This is a genomic window from Silvanigrella sp. (genome assembly GCF_044369315.1).
GTDB lineage: Bacteria > Bdellovibrionota_B > Oligoflexia > Silvanigrellales > Silvanigrellaceae > Silvanigrella.
In genome coordinates this window covers 1-4,467 of sequence record NZ_JBIPMD010000256.1, presented here as the reverse complement: position 1 = coordinate 4,467, position 4,467 = coordinate 1, and the positions used below count along the sequence as shown (strand labels likewise).

General features: G+C 24.4%; 6 protein-coding genes. 5 read left to right on the top strand and 1 reads right to left on the bottom strand.

Features of this window, described 5'->3' with window-relative positions; all coding sequences use genetic code 11:
* Window positions 1–695, top strand: a 695-nt coding sequence (locus ACIQ56_RS14890) for an adenylate/guanylate cyclase domain-containing protein (RefSeq protein ID WP_397601832.1), incomplete at its 5' end; no start/stop codon positions are given.
* Here the strand turns inward: ACIQ56_RS14890 and ACIQ56_RS14885 are convergent.
* Complete coding sequence (locus tag ACIQ56_RS14885) at window positions 692–1,147, bottom strand: hypothetical protein (protein WP_397601831.1); 456 nt, start codon at window positions 1,145–1,147, stop codon at window positions 692–694. The genes ACIQ56_RS14890 and ACIQ56_RS14885 overlap by 4 nt on opposite strands.
* A 339-nt stretch (window positions 1,148–1,486) precedes the next feature.
* Here ACIQ56_RS14885 and ACIQ56_RS14880 point away from each other — a divergent pair, with 339 nt between their 5' ends.
* From ACIQ56_RS14880 to ACIQ56_RS14865, 4 genes are all read left to right on the top strand, one after another.
* Complete coding sequence (locus ACIQ56_RS14880) at window positions 1,487–2,035, top strand: hypothetical protein (RefSeq protein WP_397601830.1); 549 nt, start codon at window positions 1,487–1,489, stop codon at window positions 2,033–2,035.
* 427 nt (window positions 2,036–2,462) lie between these two features.
* A complete protein-coding gene (locus tag ACIQ56_RS14875) occupies window positions 2,463–3,038 on the top strand; it encodes a hypothetical protein (RefSeq protein WP_397601829.1) in 576 nt (191 codons plus the stop codon).
* A 48-nt stretch (window positions 3,039–3,086) separates the two neighbouring features.
* Window positions 3,087–3,635 carry a hypothetical protein gene (locus ACIQ56_RS14870; RefSeq protein WP_397601828.1) on the top strand — a complete coding sequence of 183 codons (549 nt, stop codon included), beginning with the start codon at window positions 3,087–3,089 and terminating at the stop codon, window positions 3,633–3,635.
* Between the two features lie 464 nt (window positions 3,636–4,099).
* A complete protein-coding gene (locus tag ACIQ56_RS14865; protein WP_397601827.1) occupies window positions 4,100–4,297 on the top strand; it encodes a transposase in 198 nt (65 codons plus the stop codon).
* The last annotated feature ends 170 nt before the right edge of the window (window positions 4,298–4,467 follow it).

Sequence of the window (4,467 nt, the reverse complement as noted above, 5' to 3'; positions counted from 1 at the left end):
CAAAAAGTTTTGATACCATGCGTAAATCGGTAAAGCAGCTTATTTTTAATTTAAACGAAACAAATGCTTCTTATCAAAGATTCATTCCAAAAGAATTTATTGATATTTTAAATAAAGATGACATAAAAAGAGTAAAGTTAGGTGACTATCTTGAACTGAATATGACCGTTCTGTTTTCTGACATTCGTGATTTTACATCGATGTCTGAAAAATTAACTCCGAAAGAAAATTTTGAATTTATCAATTCTTTTTTAAAATTTATCGCTCCTATTATCAAAAAACAAGGTGGTTTTATTGATAAATATATAGGAGATGGAATTATGGCTCTATTCCCTAATGAAAGTTATCACGCTATTTTAGCTTCTAGAGAAATTGTAAATGAATTAAAAAATTGGAATGAATCAAGAATTTTAAATAATAAAATCCCTTTAAAAATTGGAATTGGTTTAAATTCGGGAAAGGTGATTATTGGTATTATTGGGGAAGAAAAAAGAATGGATGCCACTGTCATAGGTGATACCGTTAATATTGCTTCACGCGTAGAAAGCATGACAAAAATTTTAAACTGTTCCATATTAATGACAGAAAAAACTTACCATTTATTAACTGAAGAGCAAAAGCAAAATATGGAAAATATGGGAGAACATAAGGTAAAAGGAAAAGCAGAAAGTTTAATGTTGTATAAAATAGATTAAGTATTTCTTATCAAGGATTTTTTGATTTGAATATCTTTAAAAACGCGATACATTAAAATTAAGCTTGAAATTGATAAGAATATTTCAAAAATAACACCAACAATGAGCTCGTTTTGAATAAAAACAGTCAGAATAATAAAAGGTATTATGAACAAAACAAAAAGCAAATTATTTAAAACAAAACTGATACTAATATATTTTCCTAAAAAATCATTTTCTTTATTACTAGCATTCAATTTATAGCACAAAATAATAGATAATATAGCACTTAAAAAATAAATAGCATATGAAAACCATTCATAGCGATTTCTATGAATAGATTCTAATTGTATTATTTCATAACCCAAAAGATATACAATAAAAGTTCCTAAATAATAAAATAATTTATCCTTTTCAGACAATTGATTCGATATTATTTGATTTTTAAGTTTTTTAATATTCAAAAAATACATATTATACCCCTTTTTAAATAAAATAAATTACAATAACTGAATTACATTTTTTCTTCAAAATATCAATTGATTTTGAAATTAATTTTTATATAATATAAGTATATTTTACATATTTTTTAGAATATTTTTTTAATTTCATTTTAAAAACACGAGAGCCAAAGAGTAGATTTTAAAATTATTTTTGGGTATCTATTTTAAATTAAATTTTAAATATTTAAAATTATGAATTATTTTTAAATTTTAATCATATTGATTTAATTTTATATCTATAATAATAAAATGAAATGTTAAAATTGATTATTTTAACAAATGTTTACAAAATATTATGAAGGAATGATTATGAAATTAGCATCTTTTATCGCTTTGGGTTCCGTTACATTTTTTGCTTCATGCGGAAGCAAAAGTCAAGATAAACAGACTACAATGGATTCTTCTCAAAAAGCGAAAGAATATGAAACAATTAAAGAAGGCACACTTACATATGGCGTCGATCTTCATAAAGAGATTCGCGGAACCACATGGGAACTTAAAAAATCTTCAAACAGTAAAGACGCAAAAAAAACCATTCTTACTTTTGAAAAAGATAAGAGTGTTTTGAAAATCGAAAATAGCAATGGTGGTGATTTTGATTATTGCAAAATCAAAACAGGCGGCGAGTATATTATTCAAACAACAGATAAGTCCGATGAATTTTCTATTGTAGATAGCAATGAAAGTTGCGCTGGAATTTTAGGCATTAAAAAACGTTTTCCATTTGCAGTCATTAAAATTGATAGTGATAATAGCCTTACTCTTAACAGAAATGTTTACACAAAATTTCATGCAACTGAAAATTTAATGGGCATTGAGTCTGAATACACTCAATATGAAACATATACAAAAAAATAATTTGAACGAGTCCCTCCTAATCCAATTTAGAAAGCTTTATTCTATCTTAAGAATGGCTCTGAAATTGGATTTTTATTTTTTATGAAATTTAAAATTTCTCTAAGTAAACAAATAAAATGATCCAGAAACAAAATTATCTTGTCTTAAAAATATAAAAGTAAATTTTTTATGAAATTAAAATATATTTACATATTTTTTAGATATTATTCTCCTTTTCTTTGTTTCTAAAATAAATCATTTTATAATATTCATTCCTATAATTATCTAAAAAATATGTTTTTTTATAAATAAAAAACAATTATTATTATTTTTTAGTACTTTACAATTGACAGTAAATAATTTATTTCATAAATATAAAAAAGAATAAAAATCTCATTCGTGATTTTTTATTTAAATCAAATTATAAATATTTTTTTAGGAAACATATATGAAAAATGTTTTTACTTATTCCTTAATTGGACTCTCTTTAAGCCTTATTTCTTCTAGTAAAAATAATTCACCAAAAAAAAAAAAAAAAAATACAAATGAAAGCGCAGAATCTGCTCCTGTAGAAGAGACTACTCCTAGTACTCCTGTAGATGGGAATAATGATAAGCCTATAAATGATGATAATAAGCCTAATGCAAAAGAGATAGTTGATAATTTATTTAAAAGAAAATTAAGTGGGGTTTATGCTTTAAAAGATAAAATAGACGGAATGGATTTTATGTTTCAAAAACATACAGAAAATAATGTTTTACAATGCTTTGGAAAATACAATGATATTAGTTCTATAAAAACAACTTCAACTTCAATAAATTGGATAAGTAATGATGAACTTTTCATAACATCAAGAGATTTTAAGTTTAAAAAAATTAAAATTACAAATGAAGAAATAATAGATAATGAAAAAATAATTACAATTAATTATACAAAAGATTTTGAAGATAATATTTACAAACTAACTGATAATCTAAAAATAATTAATAATCACGAAGAAATACTAAAAAACTGTGTATTTTAATAAATTTACCATCCAAAACTTTATTTACACTCATATAAGGAAAAAAATATGAAAATAGCTGCATTGGTTGTTCTAGGTTCTGCTTTAATTTTAACATCATGTGGAAAAAAAGGAGATGATAATAAATCAGAATCATCCACAACTGATTCTGTTGCACAAGGAGGAGTAATCAAAGAAGGTACATTAGTAAATGGAAATATTGATCTTCATAAGACAATTCGCGGAACTTCATGGACACTTTCTAAAATTGTGGATCATGAAAATAAAGAAGTAACAGTTGCAAAAAAAACAGAACTTTCTTTTGATAAAGATAAAAATGTTTTAAAAATAATTAATAGTAATGGAAATATGAATGTTTGTAGCACAAAAACTGGAGCTAAATATGAAATCATTAAATCATCGAATACTGATGAATATTTAATTCAAGAAATAAACTGTACTTTTCTATCAACTAATTATACACCATCTATGGCAATTATAAAAATAAATAAAGATAATACTATTTCAATTAATCGCCACATTCTTTCAGAAATTGAAAATATAAGCGGTATAATAAAGCCTACGATTCTTAATTTTGAGACATATACTAAAAATTAAATGAATCGAAACCTATAGGAATGAAATCAAAGACCTTTCATTATATAAATTAAAAGTAATAGATAATATTATAGAATAAAAAGAGAAAATCCATATTAAAGCAACACTTTAATTCATAATTAAATTTATCTCTATAAAACTACGAATAAATCATATTAATCCATTAATCTTAAGTAGTATCTAGTTGACTGAAAAAGAAGAAATTCAATCAATTAGTCTCACAAAAATTGATAAAATACCAGCGGAAATTAAAATTCAATTAAAGTCAAGTATAAATTTATAAAAAGCGGTTTTATATAATAAAACTGACAATTAAATATAAAAGATGCGATTGATTAAATGAAATAAATATTTAAAATAACTTGGGTGTGTTCTAAATATTGAAGAAGACTTGATTTTTGGCACTTTTCCCGCAAAAGTTGGATTACCACATCTAACGAAATCGAGAAAACACGTTCAGAACAATGATATCAGATCAAATTTGGTCGAGGCTAGCAATAAAAGGATTTAAAATTCACTTTTCAAATAAAATTCGGATTTTTATGGAAGCAGTTTTTTGGAAGTTGCAAACTGGTGCGCCATGGAGAGATCTTCCAACGGAGTTTGGTTCTCATTCAACTGTATTTAATAAATTTAATCGATTGTCAAAACAAGGTATTTGACAAAATTTATTCATAAAATTCTTGGAGAATTAGATAATTAGTGGAACTTAATTGATTCTACTATGTGTCCTCCCAATAAGTGCATTTTACAAACACAATGAATGGAATTAAATTTTTTATAGAGAGTGGTTTTTGATTTTGTTGATAGTATCAAGATAATTCCAAGGTAA

What these genes read in the sequence shown, in the direction of transcription:
- ACIQ56_RS14885 (WP_397601831.1), bottom strand. Translation starts at nt 1,147, where the DNA reads ATGTATTTTTTGAATATTAAAAAACTTAAAAATCAAATAATATCGAAT.
- ACIQ56_RS14870 (WP_397601828.1), top strand. Translation starts at nt 3,087, where the DNA reads ATGAAAATAGCTGCATTGGTTGTTCTAGGTTCTGCTTTAATTTTAACA.
- ACIQ56_RS14865 (WP_397601827.1), top strand. Translation starts at nt 4,100, where the DNA reads ATGATATCAGATCAAATTTGGTCGAGGCTAGCAATAAAAGGATTTAAA.
- ACIQ56_RS14880 (WP_397601830.1), top strand. Translation starts at nt 1,487, where the DNA reads ATGAAATTAGCATCTTTTATCGCTTTGGGTTCCGTTACATTTTTTGCT.
- ACIQ56_RS14875 (WP_397601829.1), top strand. Translation starts at nt 2,463, where the DNA reads ATGAAAAATGTTTTTACTTATTCCTTAATTGGACTCTCTTTAAGCCTT.